The 16,812-nt window shown below is 63.6% G+C and carries 15 protein-coding genes and 1 pseudogene; 13 read left to right on the top strand and 3 right to left on the bottom strand.

Annotation, left to right across the window (positions count from 1 at the left end; genetic code table 11):
- Positions 1–66: 66 nt before the first annotated feature.
- The 6 genes from ptsP to PVA39_RS11015 all read left to right on the top strand — a co-directional run bounded on the left by ptsP (position 67) and on the right by PVA39_RS11015 (position 6,183).
- Positions 67–2,610, top strand: a complete 2,544-nt coding sequence (gene ptsP / locus PVA39_RS10990) for a phosphoenolpyruvate--protein phosphotransferase (RefSeq protein ID WP_274124089.1) — start codon at positions 67–69, stop codon at positions 2,608–2,610.
- 2 nt (positions 2,611–2,612) lie between these two features.
- The gene (locus PVA39_RS10995) at positions 2,613–2,921 is read left to right on the top strand and encodes a PTS transporter subunit EIIB (RefSeq protein WP_111464511.1); all 309 of its coding nucleotides are present in this window, start codon (positions 2,613–2,615) and stop codon (positions 2,919–2,921) included.
- A 232-nt stretch (positions 2,922–3,153) separates the two neighbouring features.
- Positions 3,154–3,612: a thiol-disulfide oxidoreductase DCC family protein gene (locus PVA39_RS11000; protein ID WP_274124090.1), complete on the top strand. Its 459-nt coding sequence runs from the start codon at positions 3,154–3,156 to the stop codon at positions 3,610–3,612.
- A gap of 203 nt (positions 3,613–3,815) precedes the next feature.
- The gene (locus tag PVA39_RS11005; protein ID WP_274124091.1) at positions 3,816–4,058 is read left to right on the top strand and encodes a hypothetical protein; all 243 of its coding nucleotides are present in this window, start codon (positions 3,816–3,818) and stop codon (positions 4,056–4,058) included.
- Between the two features lie 253 nt (positions 4,059–4,311).
- Positions 4,312–5,655, top strand: a complete 1,344-nt coding sequence (locus tag PVA39_RS11010) for an APC family permease (protein ID WP_274124092.1) — start codon at positions 4,312–4,314, stop codon at positions 5,653–5,655.
- A gap of 198 nt (positions 5,656–5,853) precedes the next feature.
- A complete protein-coding gene (locus PVA39_RS11015; RefSeq protein ID WP_274124093.1) occupies positions 5,854–6,183 on the top strand; it encodes a hypothetical protein in 330 nt (109 codons plus the stop codon).
- Positions 6,184–6,256: 73 nt separating this feature from the next.
- Here the strand turns inward: PVA39_RS11015 and PVA39_RS11020 are convergent, their stop codons facing one another.
- Positions 6,257–7,168 carry an alpha/beta fold hydrolase gene (locus tag PVA39_RS11020; RefSeq protein WP_274124094.1) on the bottom strand — a complete coding sequence of 304 codons (912 nt, stop codon included), beginning with the start codon at positions 7,166–7,168 and terminating at the stop codon, positions 6,257–6,259.
- A gap of 115 nt (positions 7,169–7,283) precedes the next feature.
- On the opposite strand from PVA39_RS11020, the gene PVA39_RS11025 reads away from it, so the two are divergent.
- Positions 7,284–8,231, top strand: coding sequence for an AraC family transcriptional regulator (locus PVA39_RS11025; protein WP_274124095.1), 948 nt, complete (start codon positions 7,284–7,286; stop codon positions 8,229–8,231).
- A gap of 264 nt (positions 8,232–8,495) precedes the next feature.
- Here the strand turns inward: PVA39_RS11025 and PVA39_RS11030 are convergent, their stop codons facing one another.
- A complete protein-coding gene (locus PVA39_RS11030; RefSeq protein ID WP_274124096.1) occupies positions 8,496–9,188 on the bottom strand; it encodes a DUF421 domain-containing protein in 693 nt (230 codons plus the stop codon).
- Between the two features lie 498 nt (positions 9,189–9,686).
- Here PVA39_RS11030 and PVA39_RS23405 point away from each other — a divergent pair.
- The 5 genes and pseudogenes from PVA39_RS23405 to PVA39_RS11050 all read left to right on the top strand — a co-directional run.
- A pseudogene (locus PVA39_RS23405) lies at positions 9,687–10,571 on the top strand (methyl-accepting chemotaxis protein); the annotation flags it as partial.
- A 198-nt stretch (positions 10,572–10,769) separates the two neighbouring features.
- Positions 10,770–11,474, top strand: coding sequence for a methyl-accepting chemotaxis protein (locus PVA39_RS23410; RefSeq protein WP_443200962.1), 705 nt, complete (start codon positions 10,770–10,772; stop codon positions 11,472–11,474).
- A gap of 224 nt (positions 11,475–11,698) precedes the next feature.
- Complete coding sequence (locus tag PVA39_RS11040) at positions 11,699–13,198, top strand: catalase (protein ID WP_443200963.1); 1,500 nt, start codon at positions 11,699–11,701, stop codon at positions 13,196–13,198.
- Positions 13,199–13,278: 80 nt separating this feature from the next.
- A complete protein-coding gene (locus PVA39_RS11045; protein WP_274124099.1) occupies positions 13,279–13,836 on the top strand; it encodes an ankyrin repeat domain-containing protein in 558 nt (185 codons plus the stop codon).
- Positions 13,837–14,017: 181 nt separating this feature from the next.
- A complete protein-coding gene (locus tag PVA39_RS11050) occupies positions 14,018–14,794 on the top strand; it encodes a hypothetical protein (protein ID WP_274124100.1) in 777 nt (258 codons plus the stop codon).
- A 15-nt stretch (positions 14,795–14,809) separates the two neighbouring features.
- Here PVA39_RS11050 and PVA39_RS11055 read toward each other — a convergent pair whose 3' ends face one another.
- The gene (locus PVA39_RS11055; protein ID WP_274124282.1) at positions 14,810–15,994 is read right to left on the bottom strand and encodes an MFS transporter; all 1,185 of its coding nucleotides are present in this window, start codon (positions 15,992–15,994) and stop codon (positions 14,810–14,812) included.
- A gap of 262 nt (positions 15,995–16,256) precedes the next feature.
- Here PVA39_RS11055 and PVA39_RS11060 point away from each other — a divergent pair, with 262 nt between their 5' ends.
- A complete protein-coding gene (locus PVA39_RS11060) occupies positions 16,257–16,730 on the top strand; it encodes a winged helix-turn-helix transcriptional regulator (protein WP_274124101.1) in 474 nt (157 codons plus the stop codon).
- Positions 16,731–16,812 lie beyond the last annotated feature (82 nt).

Consider the following 16,812-nt stretch of genomic DNA (forward strand, 5'->3'; position numbering starts at 1 on the left):
GCGGCGCTCGACCCCGAGCAACCCAGTTACGCCATGCATTCCAAGAATAAAACCGCAGGTGAAGCCATGACCGTACCTCAACCCTTGCAATTGCTGGCACCGCTCTCCGGGGTGCTGGTGCCCCTTGATCATGTGCCTGACCCGGTGTTCGCCAATCGGGTGATCGGTGATGGCCTGTGCATCGACCCCACTTCGCAGACCCTGTGCGCGCCCCTGGCTGGTGTGGTCAGCGACCTGCAAGCCAGTGGCCACGCCATCACCATTACCCATGAGGGCGGCGCGCAGATCCTGCTGCATATCGGCCTGGACACCGTGAACCTGGCCGGCAAGGGATTCACCGCGCTGGTCGAAAAAGACCAGCGTGTCGAGGCCGGCCAGGCGTTGATCGAGTTCGATGCCGACCATATTGCCGTGCATGCTCGCAGCCTGCTGACGCTGATGCTGGTGGTCAGCGCCGAGCCGTTCAACATGCTTACCGGCGACAGCGCCAGGGTAGTCGGTGGCCAGCCGTTGCTGGAGCTTGGCCACGCCGGGTTGGCGGACGATGCGCCGGTGAATGAAGGTGAGGCGCTGGTCTCGCAGCCGATCAGCCTGCCCAATGCAAATGGGCTGCACGCCCGGCCTGCGGCGGTGTTCGCCCAGGCCGCCAAGGGCTTCAAGGCCGATATCCGCCTGCACCGGCAGCAGGACAGTGCGAACGGCAAATCCCTGGTGGCGATCATGGCCATGCAGCCGGCCCTTGGCGACGTTCTGACCATCAGCGCCACCGGTGAGGATGCCGCTGCGGCCATCGAGACGCTTGCCGAGTTGCTGGCCGATGGCTGCGGGGAATCCGTGGCACCGGTTGCGGTCAGCGCACCGGCCATTGAAGCGGCGCCGGTAGCGAAGAGCTCGGCCATGTCGTTGCAGGGCGTCTGTGCTTCAGCAGGCTCTGCCCTCGGGCAGGTGGTTCAGGTGGTCGAGCGCAAGCTGGAGATTGCCGAGGCCGCCGGCGACCCTCGGGCCGAGCTGCAAACCCTGGATCGTGCGTTGGCCGGGGCGTTGGCTGCCTTGCAGAAGCTGCGCGATGAGGCGGCAAGCGAGGCCCAGGAGGAGATCTTCAAGGCCCATCAGGAACTGCTGGAAGACCCGAGCCTGCTGGAGCAGGCCCGGCTGCTGATCAACCAGGGCAAAAGCGCCGCCTTCGCCTGGAACTCGGTGACCGAAGCGACCGCCGAGCTGTTCAAGGCCAGTGGCAACCGGTTTCTGGCCGAACGTGCCCTGGACCTCGCCGATGTCGGGCAGCGGGTGCTCAAGCTGATGCTGAATGTGCAGGAAAGCGCCTGGGAGCTGCCGGACCAGGCCATTCTGGTGGCCGAGCAACTGACCCCGTCGCAGACCGCGGCACTGGATACCAGCAAGGTGGTGGGCTTTGCCACGGTTGGCGGCGGGGCCACCAGTCACGTCGCGATCCTGGCCCGTGCGCTGGGGCTGCCGGCGGTCTGCGGGCTGCCGGCCGAGGTGCTTGCCCTGGCCGACGGCACCCGGGTACTGCTCGATGCCGACAAGGGCGAGCTGCACCTGGATCCCGATCCCGTTTCCATCGAGCAATTGCAGGCCGAGCGCGAGCAACGAACCCTGCGCCAGCAGCGTGACCTCGAGCAGGCCTCGCTGGCCGCTACCACCCGCGATGGCCATCGCTTCGAGGTCACGGCCAATATCGCCTCGCTGGCGGAGGCCGAGCAGGCCATTGAGCTGGGCGGTGAAGGGGTAGGGCTGCTGCGTTCGGAGTTCCTTTACCTGGAGCGCAGCAGTGCGCCCAGCCAGCACGAACAGGCGGCCACCTATAGCGCCATTGCGCGGGCCATAGGGCCGGAGCGTAACCTGGTGGTGCGTACCCTCGACGTTGGCGGTGACAAGCCGCTGGCGTATGTGCCGATGGAGGCCGAGGCCAACCCGTTCCTGGGCATGCGCGGGGTTCGTCTGTGCCTGGAGCGCCCGCAATTGCTACGCGAGCAGTTCCGCGCCATCCTGGCGAGCTGCGCCCTGGCGCGCCTGCACATCATGTTGCCGATGGTCAGCCAGATGTCCGAATTGCGCCTGGCCCGGCAGATCCTCGAAGAGGAAGCGGCGAGCATCGGCCTCACCACGCTGCCCAAGCTCGGCATCATGATCGAGGTGCCGTCCGCGGCATTGATGGCCGATGTGTTCGCGCCGCAAGTCGACTTCTTCTCCATCGGCACCAACGACCTGACCCAGTACACCCTGGCGATGGATCGCGACCACCCACGCCTGGCCAGCCAGGCCGACAGCTTTCACCCCTCGGTGCTGCGCCTGATCTCGACCACGGTGAAAGCCGCCCACGCCCATGGCAAGTGGGTCGGCGTTTGCGGCGCCATGGCCTCGGAACCTTTGGCCGTGCCGCTGTTACTGGGCCTGGGGGTGGATGAGCTGTCGGCCAGCGTGCCGCTGATTCCTGCCATCAAGGCGGCGATCCGCGAGGTCGAACTGCGCGACTGCGAGGCCATCGCCCGCCAGGCGCTGACGCTGGAAAGCGCCGCACAGGTTCGTGAAGCCCTGCTGTCATGGCGGCCATCGTCGTTACCCCTGTCACCTGTACTGGAGAGCTGAGCATGTTCAATAAATTGCAAAGTGCCTTCTGGAAGGCCCTGACGCCGGATCTGGTGCCGGACGAGCCCAAGGTGACCACGGCGACCGAAACACTGCTGCCGGCCAAGGTCGTCGAAGCCCTGGGTGGCGAAAAAAACCTGACCTCGCAAGAGCGCGTCGCGATTACCCGCATCCGTGTGCAGCTGCGTGACGCTGAACGCCTCGACGAGCCGGCGTTGCAAGCGCCTGGCATGCCCGCGGTAATGGTGCTGGGCAAGGGCGTGGTGCATGTGCTGACGCCGGTGGAAGTGCCGTTGGCTGAAACCGGCTGAAGCTCTGCGTGCCGATCGGGTGTGCGCCGATGCAGGGCAAGTGACCCCCAATTACTCGCCTTCTCCACCATCGAAGCCCGCTCAGCCATGAGCGGGCTTTTTCATGGTTTATTGTCTGAGTAATTGCTGCAGTCAGCCAGTGCTGGTTCTTGTCATACTTGGTTGTAAAGTCCATTTTGCGGCTTGGGCTTGGTGACAAATGCCTACGGAATCGAGACGAGGTAAACGGTTGATGGACAGAAAGCCAACGTGGCCGCTGACCCTCTACTTTGATGGCGAGTGCCCACTCTGCGCCCGGGAGATAAACACCCTGCGCGGGCGCGGGGCCCCTGATCGCCTGAGCTTCGTCGATATCCGTGACGAAGGGTTCGAGCCCGAGGCCATGGGTTTCACCTTCGCCGAGATGGAGTCATTGCTGCATGCCAGGTTTGCCGATGGAACCTGGGTCACCGGCCTGGACGCGACGCTGTGGAGCTGGCGCGCCGCTGGCCTCGGCGTTTGGGCTGCCCCTTTGTCATGGCGCTGGGCCAGGCCGATGTTGAACGTCGCCTACCGGCTTTTCTGCCGCTGGCGCCCGCACCTGGCATGGCTTCCTCACCCTGATGGCGTCATCCGCTGTAAAGGGCAGAGCTGTGCTGCTCCCGAGGTCGGCAATCGCAAGGGTAAGCAGCCAGCGTCTGAGAAGCGCTAGGGCTGTACCAAAAATCTCCGTGTGGTGGGCCAGAGGCACTTGCGGGGAGGCGGTCTTAGGACCTTTGGGACGCGCGCTCCAGCCCATAACGAATCCGACGCTCGCCGCTGCCGTTGCCGCCTGTCGAAACCATTGCACTCCCTTCGTACAGGGCTTCTCAGACCTGTATGCGCAGATGTCCTGCGTCGTTACGGAGTGTGATCATGGCAGTCGAATATAACGAATCGGAATCCGCTTTCGAGTCTTCCAGCGATAAGGAAGTGGATACTGGGGCAGGGCATGCCTCGGGGCTGGAGAAGGCCAAGTCGGAACCCAAGCAGGGCAGCAACGAGGCCGAGGCCAAGAAGAATCGTGTGGACTGGACGCCGCCAGCGGGCAATCCGGGTTCGGATCAGGATGCGTTGAAAGAGCGTGAGAATGGTACGGCGCGGACGGATGAGCGCTAACGGGCTGTCCATCATTTTATTCGGCGCTAAGTTGGTTGCGTTGCTGTGAGTTGGCGCGGCTGAGGGTGGTGCCTTCCTTTTAGGAGCGTGTTGTGTCGGCATTTTTCGCGGGCATGGACTAGGCGTCCCCGCCAGCTCCCACAGGTCCAGTTAGTCCCGCTAATCGTGATTCTGCTTTGCTGCCGGTTGTGGCCGGTAAGGCAGGTTGTAAGGGGCTTTGGCCGCAGCTTTAAAGACAGACAGGACGTGAACAATGCCCGCCGCAGATACCCCGCCCACTCCAACATTGAAGCGCGCCATCACCGGCTCAATGCTGACGCTGTTCATTCTTGGCGATGTGCTGGGCGCCGGGGTGTATGCGCTGGCGGGAGTGATCGCCGGAGAGGTGGGCGGGGCGGTCTGGGTGGCTTTGCTGGTGGCGCTGGGCTTTGCGTTGCTTACAGCGGGTTCGTACGCCGAGCTGGTTACCAAGTACCCCCATGCTGGTGCTTCCGCCGTGTTTGCGGCTAGGGCGTACAAGTCGCCGCTGGTGTCGTTTCTGGTGGGTTTTTGCATGCTGGCGGCGGCGGTAACCAGTGCAGCGGGGCTGTCTCTGGCATTCGCCGGAGATTACCTGGCGGCGTTTGTCGACATTCCCGCCCATGTGGCGGCGCTGGTTTTTCTGGTGGTGATCGGCCTGCTCAATGCGCGGGGCATCAGGGAGTCGCTGTCGGCCAACCTGGTGATGACCACCATCGAGCTGTCCGGCCTGCTGCTGGTGATAGTTGCTGCTGCGTGGTTCCTGCGCGGCGGCGAGGGGGATTTCAGCCGGGTGGTGGAATTCAAGGCGGGGGTCAACCCGGCCTATGCGGTGCTCGGTGCGGCGCTGCTGGCGTTCTATTCCTTCGTGGGTTTCGAGACCTCGGCCAACCTCGCCGAGGAGATTCGTGACGTGCGCAAGACCTACCCGCGGGCGCTGTTCGGTGCGCTGCTGATAGCCGGGGCGATCTATATGGCGGTGGCCATCGGTGCGGCGGTGGTGATGCCTGTCGAACAGTTGACCCATTCCACGGCGCCGCTGCTGGAGGTGGTGAAGGCCTCGGGCCTGGGCATCCCGGCGCAGCTGTTCGCCTTTATCGCATTGATCGCCGTGGCCAACGGCGCCTTGCTGACGATGATCATGGCTAGTCGCCTGGCTTATGGCATGGCCCATCAGGGCTTATTGCCGCGTTTGCTGGGCGGTGTGCTGCCCGAGCGGCGCACACCGGCGGCGGCCATCGTGGCGACCACGTTGGTGGCCATCGTGCTGACGCTGACCGGCTCGCTGGCCACCCTGGCGCAGACCGTGGTGCTGTTGTTGTTGTTCGTGTTCATCAGCACCAACCTGGCGGTGCTGGTGCTGCGTCGCGACAAAGTCGCGGCGGATCACTTCCGCGTGCCGACCTGGGTGCCGGTGCTCGGCGTCGCTTCGTGCCTGCTGCTGATGACGCAGCAGGATGCGCAAACCTGGCTACGGGCCGGCGCGCTATTGCTGGTCGGCGTGGTGCTGTACGGCATCAGCCGGGCCGGCGGGGTGAAGCCGCTGAAGGCCGAGGACTACAAGGTGATGGACAGTTGAATGTGGTGACAGGGAAGGGGTGAAGCACAGCGGTGCGGTGGTCAGTTTCACTGTGCCATTAGCACGCCTGTGCTAATGACCGGGCTGTGATGCGGGGTTATGGTTCGGTGGTATCTCCAACGTTTTCAAGCCCTTGCGCATTTGCGGCGAGGCAACCGTTCGTTGTGGAGCATCACTACAATTTCAAGGAAGCACACCATGAAACTGCGTTCCCCGGTCACCTCCTTTGCGCTGCTTGGCGCCCTGTTCGTCGGCCTAGCTGGTTGCAGCAATATCAAACCCTCCGAAGACAAGCTCAAGTCGCTGGCCGAGACCAACCTGGGCGAGCCGGTAAGCAGCGTTGGCAACGTGCGCAGCGACTCCATGCAGACCTACTTCGTCGCGCGCACGAGTTCGGGTGACTACAACTGCACCGTGCCCAGCGGCGCCAGCGGTGCCTCCTTCGCCGTCGCCAGCTTCGGCCTGATGCAGCCTTCCGCCTATTGCCAGAACAAGGGCAGTGGCCGACCCGCGCCGTTCGGCCAGTAAGCCCTGGGCCACTGGCCCGAATCCAGAGCCCCAGTGTGAAAGCCCGGCCAGGGATGGCCGGGCTTTTTCACGTCTATCGCCCGGCTGAGGCCGTCTTCATGAAAGCCGCGAGGTCCTCGTTGAAGCGCTCGGCTTCTTCGAAAAAGGGTGCGTGCCCGGACTGCGCATAACGTTTCGCCTGCGCACGCGGGTTGAGCGCCTGGGCGCGGGCGATGCTCGGTTGCACCTGCACGAGCTGGTCCCTGGCGCCGTAGAGCAACAGCAGCGGAACCTGCGCTTTGGGCAATCCCTCAGCGGCCGCGCTGCGCATGCCTGGGATGGAACGGGTCATCGGCCAGGAGGCCATCGCTGCGCTGGTCAGCAGTACCTCCATGCTGGCTGTGTCTGGCTGGGTGTGGAAGCACAGGCGCACAAAGGCGCGTAGGGCGTCGAGGTGGGTTTTCAGGTCATCCGAGGCCAGGCCGGCGTAGACCTCGGGGTGTGGTGTGATCAGCGCTTGGGTCAATTCGATGACGGCATTGACGTAGACCGCACCGCCGATCGCAGCATCGCCATGGGCGGCCAGGTAATCGGATATCACCAGCCCGCCCAGGGACCAGCCCACCAGCACGGGCCGCTTGGCACCCGTGGCGGCCAGCACGGCTGCCAGGTCGTCGGCGTAGCGGCGGCCATCGCTGTAGGCATCGCTATCGGCCGGCTTGTCGGAAAGGCCGTGGCCGCGCATGTCGTAGGTGATCAGCCGATAGTCTTGCAGCAACGGGCTGTTCACCTGCCGCTGCCAGTTCAGCCGGCTGCCCAGCAGGCCATGGATGAACACGATGGCCGGGCCATCGGGGTTGCCCGCTTCCTGCATGGCCAATTGCAGGCCATCGGGCGTGGTCACGCGGTAGTGTTTTTCAGTGGCGAAGGCGGCGCTGGAGAGGCCGGCGAGCAAGAGCGCGAGCCAGAGATGGCGCAGGGTTCTGAGAAAGCTTGAGGGATGCATGGGGGCTCCTGAGTCTGAACGAATGGGCGTTGAGTCTAGGGCGCTGATCTGGGACGATCCATGACGTATCGTTTTTGATTATTGATCATTCGTCCTGAATTCTGGAGGTGCACGCATGGCTGCGAGTGACCTGATCAGCGAGCTGCTGAGCGGAATGCGCTTGTGTGGTGTGCAGTTTCGTCGCCTCAGGATGCGGGCTGGCGGGGGAATCGCGTTTACCAACGAGCTGGGGCGCGGGCAGTTTCACTTCGTGGCAAGCGGACCACTCTGGCTGCATGGCCCAGGCGGCGACGTGCATTGCCTGGAGAGCGGTGATGCGGTGCTGCTGCCGCGCGGCGGGCAGCATGCGATGTTGGCGGCACCGAAGGTCGGCAGCGATGCCATCCAGGCATTCGACCTGAACCTGCCGGCTGACGACCAGCCCGCCGACCCACAGGCAGCGATCCTTTTCAGTTGCTGCATGCAGCTGCAGTTGGGCGGCATGCAGCCGCTGGTGTCGGCCATGCCGGCGGTAATGCGCGTTGACACGCTGCTCGACTGCTCGCCGGAGATTCGCCCGCTGCTTGAGGCGATGGAGCGCGAATCCCTGCTGTTGCTGGTTGGCCATGGCGGCATCCTGGCGCGGTTGGCCGAGGTGGTGGCGGCGCTGATCGTGCGGGGCTGGGTTACCGGCAGTGGCGGCGAGGCGGGCGGGTGGCTCGGTGCGCTGCATGATCCGCGCTTGAGCAAAGCGCTGCTGGCTATGCACCGGCACCCAGAGCGACCATGGACGGTGGCGTCGCTGGCGAGCGAGGCAGGGCAGTCGCGTTCCGTGTTCGCGCAGCGGTTTCTACGCGCCCTGGGTTTGGCGCCGTTGCGCTACTTGACCGACTTGAGGATGCGCCTGGCCATGCAGCACCTGAGTGATGAGCCGGCATCGGTCGAGCGGGTAGCCGAGGCGCTTGGCTATGGCTCGCTGGCGGCGTTCAGCCGTGCGTTCAAACGGTCGGTTGGCGTGTCGCCGGGGGCGGTGAAGCGCGGTGCCGGGCTGCCTGCGCGGGCAGCGCAAGAGCGGCAGGTTTAGGCATGTCGCACCCCGACAAAAGCCCCGGCAGGCGAAGCTGCCAAGGCATTGTTGCGGGTCATTCGAGCTCATGCAGGATGGTGACGCCGGAGTACAGGCCAATCACGAACAGAGTCAGGAGTACCACTGCCGAGCCGATCAGGAATGTAATCATGGTGCGGACCTTTTCTTCTTGGAGCGCCTCGTTCCCGGCGCGATAAAAAGGTAGAGGCGCTGCGCTGCGAATCCGTTCAGGTGATTTTTCCCGAGGTGCTGCTGCCTTGATCAGCGCTGCCGTTGGTGGCTGAGTGCCGGCGACCAGGTACGCTGGGTGCAGCGCGGGCAACTGGCCTGGTGCCCTGCGGCCATCGGCTGGATATGGCCGCAGCGTATGCAGGCATAAACGCCGTTCTGCGGTACTTCTTGGTACTCCGTGCGGTGCTCGGCCGGCAACACGCTAAGGCCGGGCTTTACCGCATCGGCGGCGAAGAAGTACAGGCTCATGTCGCCATCGGTTTCCAGGATGCCGAGGCGCACCTGGCCCAGATGCTCGACGCCTTGCTGGCGCAGCTCCATGAAGAATTCGTCGGACGAAATGTTCAGGTGATCCAGGCTGTTCAGCTCATAGAGCCCGTCCTTGATGATGGTTACGGGCTTGCCTTCCATCCAGTCGGAAAAGCGCTCGCTGCGGCGCATCATCGTCACGGTGGCGCGGTACAGCACCAGCAGGGTGAGGAACACCATTGCCACCGGCAGCAGCGGCACGTCGTCGTAGAACGACACGTCCCCGGCGGCCGAGCCGAGGGTCAGGATGACCACCAGCTCGAACAGCGACAGCTGGCGAATGCCGCGCCGGCCGCTGACCTTGAGGAACACGAACACCACCACGAAAGCGAATAGCGCGCGAAACGCCACTTCGCCCAGAAACAGCCAGGGGAAATCTCCCAGCAGCATGCGCTGCCAATCGAATGCGCTCATCGGTCGCTCCACACGGTGGCCTGTTCTGGCTCAGACCGCCGGGCGAGGGATTGGGTCGAAAAACGTTCAGCGGCGATTCGTGGCCACCCAGCTTCTGCCGGGGCTTCGGCCAGTTGCGCTACCTCCTGACGCCTGCCTTTAACCACCTTCATACAAAAAAACGCTGAACCAAGCGAAGCGGTGTACGTCAATGCGATATCACTTTGATATTGCTGTTTCGGGCTGCGTGTTTCGCGGTGTCTCGAGCCAAGCAAAATTTCAGGATGACGACTGGGAGGTCGTCCCGAACCGCGCTGGGAGTGCGGCTGGCCAAAAAGAAAAGCGCCCAGTTTTGATGACTTGAATGTGCAGGTGGAGCAATCGATGAATACGTGGTTTGGCAACATCAGCGTCACCCTGAAATTGGCTCTCGGCTTCGGTCTTGTATTGCTCCTGACCATCGCTTTGGCTTTCGTCGGCTGGACCAGCCTTGGCAAAGTGGTGGAACGTAGCGAGCGCATGACCGATGTCAACCAGCTCACCCACACCCTGACCGATCTGCGGGTGGCACGCTTGCAATACCTGCTCTCCAACGGTAGTGCGACGGAAGCCGACAAGGTACAGCAGCATATCCGCATGCTTGCGCAGCAGCAGCAGGCCATAAAGCCGAAGTTTCGTAGCCCGGAAAACGTGCGGCTGATAAATGAGCAAATCGAGCTGATCGAGCAGTACCAGAAGGACTACGACAAGATAAATGCGGCTTACGCCAGCGCCAATAAGTCCCGGGCCGAGATGGTCCAACTGGCCGATCGGGCACTTGAGCTGGTCGACAAGGTCCGGGAGGAGGTACTGCGCGGCGCCGCTGCCGATGCGGCGGGTTTGACGCGCTACCAGGCCGTCGCTCGCACCAAGGACGACCTGCAGACCCTGCGTTACCGCATGCTGAGTTACACCGCCGACACCAACGAGCAGACCGAGCGGGCGTTGAACCAGCAAATCGAGGGTACCGACCAGGGGTTGGATAATTTGACCTCGACGTTCAGCGGTGACTACCGCGACCTGATCCAGCAACTGGAAAGCGCTGTAGGCAGTTACCGTGCCCTGCTGGACACCTATCGCACGGCAATCGCCGAGCGCGTGCGGTTACGCGATGCCATGACCGAGCAGGTGCTGGAAATCGTCAAGGGCAGCGATGCGCTGCTGGCCATGCAGATCAAACTGCGCGACAGCGATACCTCCTTCGCTACCCGGATGATGACCGCCGCCACACTGCTGGCGCTGCTGGTCGGCATCCTCGCAGCCTGGCTGATCACCCGGCAGATCACCCGCCCGTTGCAAGAGACTCTGGAGGCGGTCGAGCGCATCACCAGTGGCGACCTGACCCAGACGCTGCAGGTCACCCGCCGCGACGAGCTGGGCGTAGTGCAACAGGGCATCGCCCGCATGGGCAGCACCTTGCGCGACCTGATCGGCGGCATTCGTGATGGTGTCACCCAGATCGCCAGCGCCGCCGAGCAGTTGTCGGCCGTTACCGAGCAGACCAGCGCCGGCGTGAACAGCCAGAAGGTGGAAACCGATCAGGTGGCTACCGCCATGCAGGAAATGTCCGCCACCGTGCAGGAAGTGGCGCGCAGCGCGGCCGATGCCTCGCAAGCGGCGTCCGATGCAGATATCGAGGCTGCCCAAGGCGATCGCGTGGTGGCCGAGGCCATCGCGCAGATCGACAGGCTAGCGGCTGAGGTCAGCCGCTCCAGCGACGCCATGGGCGAGCTGCAGAGCGAGAGCAAGAAGATCGGCGGGGTGATGGACGTGATCAAGGCCGTGGCCGAGCAGACCAACCTGCTGGCCCTCAACGCCGCCATCGAGGCGGCGCGGGCCGGGGAGGCCGGGCGGGGGTTCGCCGTGGTGGCGGATGAGGTACGCGGCCTGGCGCAGCGCACCCAGAAGTCCACCGAGGAAATCGAAGGGCTGATCGCTGGCCTGCAGCAGGGTACTCAGCAGGTGGCGACCATCATGCAGGGTAGCCGCGAGCTGACCGACAGCAGCGTGGCACTGGCCCGCCGCGCCGGCGATGCGCTAGGCGCGATCACCAGCAAGGTATCGAGCATCCAGGCGATGAACCAGCAGATCGCCGCCGCTGCCGAGCAGCAGGGCGCGGTGGCCGAGGAGATCAGCCGCAGTGTGGTCAACGTGCGCGACATTTCCGAGCAGACCGCCGAGGCCAGCGAAGAGACGGCCGCTTCGAGCGTCGAACTCGCGCGCCTGGGCAATGAGCTGCAGCTGATGGTCAGCCACTTTCGGGTCTGAGGGCTGGTGAAAGAGCAGAAGCGGCGGCTTGATCGCCGCTTCGCTTACCACGCCTGCGCTCTATCAGGTAATAAGCATTGCCTATCAAGGCGCTGGCTTTTTCCAATTTAGCCAGGCGGCGGGCCTCTCGTAATTTGGTGCGAGCGCATGACGCGCGTACTCATAAAAACGACGAGGATTCACCGATGAAACCCACCACCTCATGGGCGCCCGCCCTTGGTTTGATGACCGCGGCCTTGTCCGCTTCGCTCTTTGGTCTGTCTGTCCAAGCTGCGCCGCTGACTCGCGACAATGGCGCACCGGTAGGCGATAACCAGAATTCACAGACCGCAGGCGACACCGGCCCGACCCTGCTGCAGGACGTGCAGCTGATCCAGAAGCTGCAGCGCTTCGACCGCGAGCGCATCCCCGAGCGCGTGGTGCATGCCCGCGGTACCGGCGCCCATGGCGAGTTCACCGCCACGGCGGACATCTCCGACCTGACCCGCGCCAAGGTCTTCAGCAAGGGCACCACCACACCGGTTTTCGTGCGTTTTTCCAGTGTGGTGCACGGCAACCATTCGCCGGAAACCCTGCGTGACCCGCGCGGTTTCGCCACCAAGTTCTACACCAGCGAAGGCAACTGGGACCTGGTCGGCAACAACTTCCCGACCTTCTTCATCCGCGATGCCATCAAGTTCCCTGACATGGTGCATGCCTTCAAGCCCGACCCGAACACCAATTACGGCAGTAACCGTACCCAGTTCGACTTCTTCAGCCACGTGCCTGAAGCCACCCGCACCCTGACCCTGCTTTATTCCAATGAGGGCACGCCGGCCAACTACCGGCAAATGAACGGCAACAGCGTGCACGCCTACAAGCTGGTCAACGCCAAAAACGAGTACCGCTACGTCAAGTTTCAGTGGCGCAGCCTGCAGGGCGTGAAGAACAACGATCCGCAGCAGACCGAGCAGATCCAGGGAAAGGATTTCAACCACATGAGCCGCGACCTGATCACCACGATCAACGCTGGCGACTACCCCAAGTGGGACCTGTACATCCAGGTGCTCGAACCGGCTGACCTGGCCAAGTACGACTTCGATCCGCTGGATGCCACCAAGATCTGGCCGGACGTGCCCTACAAGAAGATCGGCCAGATGGTCTTGAACAAGAACCCGGACAACGTGTTCCAGGAAACCGAACAGGTGGCCATGGCGCCGTCCAACCTGGTGCCGGGCATCGAGCCGTCCGAGGATCGTCTGCTGCAGGGCCGGCTGTTCTCCTATGCCGACACACAGATGTACCGCCTGGGCGCCAACCATGCCTTCCTGCCGATCAACCAGGCCAAAGTGCCGGTCAACAACGGCAACCAGGATGGCGCAGCGAATATCGGCCACACCACCACCGAGGTGAACTACGAGCCCAGCCGCATCAACCCGCGGCCTGCCAGCGAGCAGGCGCGCTACAGCAACCTGCCGCTGAGTGGTACTACCCAGCAGAAGAAGATCCAGCGCGAGCAGAACTTCAAGCAGGCCGGTGAGCTGTACCGCTCCTATGACAAGAAGATGCAGGGCGATCTGATCGCCAGCCTGGGCGGCGCCCTGGCCGAAGCCGAAGACGAGAGCAAGCACATCATGTTGTCGTTCTTCTACAAGGCCGATGTGCAGTATGGCGAAGGCTTGACCAAGGTAGCCGGTGGCGACCTGGCGCGGGTCAAGGCGCTGGCCGCCAAACTGCAGGACTGAGCCTGCCACTGCATGGCGTGCGGCTCAGGCGAGCCGCACGTCACCACCAAACGCGGCGCAAGGCCGCTGGGGAGGATTGCATGCTGCGTAATTTCTGTTTCGTTGTGGCGCTTGGCATCGCCGCGCCGTTGCTGGCCGATACGCCGGCGCCGGATGCCGAGCGCGTCCAGGCGCAATTGCGCGATTACTACTTCCAGGCGGCCCGTGAGGGCAATGTGGCGATGCTCGACGAGTTCATCGCTGCCGGCTACGACCTCAATACGGCAGACGAGAAGGGCTATACCGCGTTGATCCTGGCGGCCTACCACGGCCATCGCGACGCGGTGGAGCGTTTGCTGGCTGCAGGCGCCGATGCCTGTGCTCAGGATCAGCGTGGCAACACGGCGTTGATGGGGGCGATCTTCAAGGGCGAAGTGCGTATCGCCCGGCGCCTGCTCGACGCTGATTGCAGCCCGGACCAGCGTAACGGCAATGGACAGACGGCCGCCATGTATGCAGCGCTGTTCAAACGTACCGAGATGCTTAATGCGCTGGCGGGTAAGGGGGCCGACCTCAAGGCTGAAGACGCTTTCGGAAATACTGCGAGTAATCTGGAGAAGGGCGATATCCGCACACAGTGGTCGGCCAAACAGCCCTGACTGACGGGCCTGGCCATCTTCTGGCCAGTACCCATTCGTCAGAAGTGCGCGCCAAAGCCGGTGAGCGGCATTCAAAAGGCTACAAAGCGAGAACCTGTAGCAACTATAGGTAACTCCGAAAAAAGGTTCTGCATGAGCCTGCATTAGCCTGACTGCCGCCATCAGCTAAGGACGCCGCCCGATGCCCGACTTCGCCAAAGCCGACCCGCAGGTGGTACCGCGCTTGCTCCACGACATGGAGCGACAGGGGTATGCCGTTATCGAAGGATTTCTCACTGACGAGCAGCTGCAGGTCGCACGCGCCCACGTCCACCACGAAGTGGCGCGCCACGAGCACGAGTACTTCGCGCTGCAGGGGCTGGACGCCGTGAAGGGCAGCATCTTCGAGCAGATGAGCGTCTCGCCCCAGGTCAAGGATCTGTTCCGGCGGATCTATCAGGGCGGCATCGGCCAGCCGCCGCGCTCGCCGGATATCTTTCCGGCGCTGCGCTGCCTGCAGGGGCTGACTGGCAAGCGCGAGTCCTACTACTTTCACTACGACGCCGCGGCGCTGACGGCGTTGATCCCGCTGGTCACGCCCACCGAGGGCCGTTGCTGCGGCGACTTCATCTTCTTCCCCAACCTGCGCAACATCCGCTCCAATCTGTACTTCAACATTCTGGAGAAGGCCCTGATGCAGAACACTCTGACCCAGAAGCTGGTCACCTTCGCGGTCAAGCGCGGCTGGCTGAAACCGATCACCATCAAGATCGTGCCCGGCAACGCCTATTTCTTCTGGGGCTACCGCTCGCTGCACGCCAACGAGCCCTGCGACCCCAAGGCGCTGCGCTCCACGGTGCTTTTGCACTACGGCGAACCCCACAGCCGCGACAACCTGGCCTCGCGGCTGCTTCTGGGCTGGAATTTCCGCCGCGCGCGGATCAGCAACGAGCGCACCACGCGCAAGGATGTCGGCTAGCTGGCCCGCGCCCCGTTAGTGCGCTGCCAGGCGTAGCGTCATCCGCCAGAGCCCGAGGCCCGCCAGGCTCAGCGTTGCACCCAGCACGCAGACCCCGTTCCAGCCAAGCGCGGCATACACCGAAGTTGAGCTGATCGCACCCAAACCGCTGCCCACGGCATAGAAGAGCATGTAGCCGCTGACCAGCCGCGAGTGAGCTGCCGGCTGTGTGGCGAAAATCAGGCTCTGGTTGGTGACGTGAATGGCCTGGCCGGCCATATCCAGCAGCAGGATGCCCAGCAGCAGCGCGCCGAACGATGCCGGCGCGAACCACAGCGGCAGCCAGGAGGTCAGCAACAGGAGCAGGGCATAGCCGGTGGTGCGTTGGCCCAGGCCTTTGTCCGCCCAGTGTCCGGCCCGCGCCGCCGCCAGCGCGCCGAGCAGGCCGACCAGCCCCAGTGCGCCGATGGCGGTTTGCGAAAGATTGTGCGGCGGTGCGCTCAAGAGCAGCACGATGGCCGTCCAGAACACGTTGAACACGGCGAACATCAGCAGTGCCAGCACGCCGCGTACCTGCAGCGTGCGCTGACGGGCGAGGAGGGTCAGTAACGATAGAAGCAGTTGCCCGTAACGAGGTGCCTCAGATGAAAGCGGCTGAGCCGGCAGGTATCGCCAGAGGGCCAGTGCCAGGCCGCCCATCACTGCTGCCGAAGTCAGGTAAACGCTGCGCCAGCCTGCCAGGTCGGCAACCCCGCCGGCCATGACCCGAGCGAGTAGCAGGCCGACGAGCACACCACCTTGTGTCGTGCCGACCACCCGGCCGCGCTCGCTATCGCTGGTGGCCGCTGCGGCGTAGGCGATCAGCCCCTGGGTCATGGCCGTACCGACCAGCCCGACTGCGAGCATGCCGACCAGCAGCAGGGCGGGCGTCGGCGCCGCTGCAACGCATAAAAGTGCTGCTATGAGCGCAGCCAGTTGCAGCAGCATCAGACGGCGTCTTTCCACTCGGTCGCCGAGCGGCACCAGGAGCAGCAGCGCAATTGCGCAGCCGATCTGCGTTGCGGTTATGACACCACCAACGGCGGCCTGGCTGATTGCGAAATCGCGGGCCAGTGCATCGAGCAATGGCTGCGCGTAGTACACGTTGGCAACGCTAAGACCGGCCGCGCAGGCTAGCAGCATGACCAGGGCGCGCGGCAGACGTGAACTAGCGGCAGGCACGGCTGTAGTGGGAGGCATCTCGATGACCTTTCTAGTTTTATTTTAAAACCAGATAAGGCTAGGGTTTTAGGTTTTGATTTGCAACTAGAAGCCGTTGCGTTTCGGCTGTGGGGGTTCTGGCAAACGAGAGGTGAGCAGGCTCTCCCTCCATGGCGAGATACTCCGAGCGGTCAATCGCGCTTCAATCCCCTGCAAAGACGTTTTAAAGTGCAACCAGACGATTGCCGGATCTTTACCGGCAGGTTTTCAAGGACGCGCCCACATGGCCAAACGCAAACGCCTCGATGACTCTCCGTGCCCGGTGGCGCGCGCCGTCGATCTGGTGGGCGACCGCTGGTGCCTGTTGATCATCCGCGATGCCTTCGATGGCGTGCGGCGCTTCGGCGCTTTCCAGGCCAGCCTGGGAATCGCGCGCAACATCCTCGCCGATCGCCTGCGGGCGCTGGAGCAGGCCGGCATTCTCGAAGCCGTACCGGCATCAGACGGCTCCGCCTACCAGGACTATGTGCTGACGTCGCGGGGTGAGTCGCTGTTTCCGCTGCTGGTGGCCATGCGGCAGTGGGGTGAGGAGCAGCTGTTCGAGAAGGGCGAGGCCCACTCCAAGCTGGTCGAGCGCAGCTCGGGCAAGCCCGTCGCCAGGCTGTTGCCGACCCGAGGTGACGGCCAGCCGCTGGCTGCCGCGGATACCTGCGTGATCAAGCTGCCCGTATCGACCGCGTCGCCAAGCGAATCATGAGAGGGGCTGGCAAGGAGATCGAGTATTGGCGACACACCTCGTCGCCATGCTCTGTCATTATTCGCCGTCTGATTCTGTTCTC

This window comes from Pseudomonas sp. CNPSo 3701 (assembly GCF_028674975.1).
GTDB classification, from domain to species: Bacteria; Pseudomonadota; Gammaproteobacteria; order Pseudomonadales; family Pseudomonadaceae; genus Aquipseudomonas; species Aquipseudomonas straminea.